Source organism: Rhizomonospora bruguierae (genome assembly GCF_018397995.1).
Lineage (GTDB): Bacteria > Actinomycetota > Actinomycetes > Mycobacteriales > Micromonosporaceae > Rhizomonospora > Rhizomonospora bruguierae.
In genome coordinates this window covers 1-549 of the sequence record NZ_BBQH01000024.1, presented here as the reverse complement: position 1 = coordinate 549, position 549 = coordinate 1, and positions in this window count along the sequence as shown.

The window sequence follows — 549 nt, the reverse complement described above, 5'->3', positions numbered from 1 at the left end:
CGATGCCGCCGACCGGTGCTCCGACGGGACGTGCACCGGCCGCCACGGCGCGACGTCATCGGCCGGCGCGGACGGCCAGGTTCCGCCGCGGCGGAGGGCCCCCGGCCTGGGTGAGGTAGCCGCCGACCGAATCCGCGTCACCTCGGCCGCCGAAACGCTGCGCTGCGGTGGCGCGGGATGGGAGGAACCGTCCCTGCTGGTGAAGGGAAGATCAACATCGGTGCCGTGCAGCGCCACGCCCCGCTCGGTCCTCGCCAGCCTCCCTTGGGGGCTGATCCCGAGACCGACGCCGGCGGCCCCGCTGCGCAGCCACGGATTGCCGCCCGCGGCGGGGGCAACGATCTCCGTCCCGCTCTCGTGTACGAGACGGATCGGCCCGTCATCCTCGGCCGGCATCAGGGACCAGCCCTGCGCCGGCACGAGCGTGCCATCCGGCAGCCGAATGTTGCCCAGCTCGTCGATGTGGATCGTCGTTGCCGTGTCACCGGTCGGGTCCGGGAGATCGGCGGTCCACCAGTCGTGGCCCGTGCCGGGAGTGTCAAGGCCCAA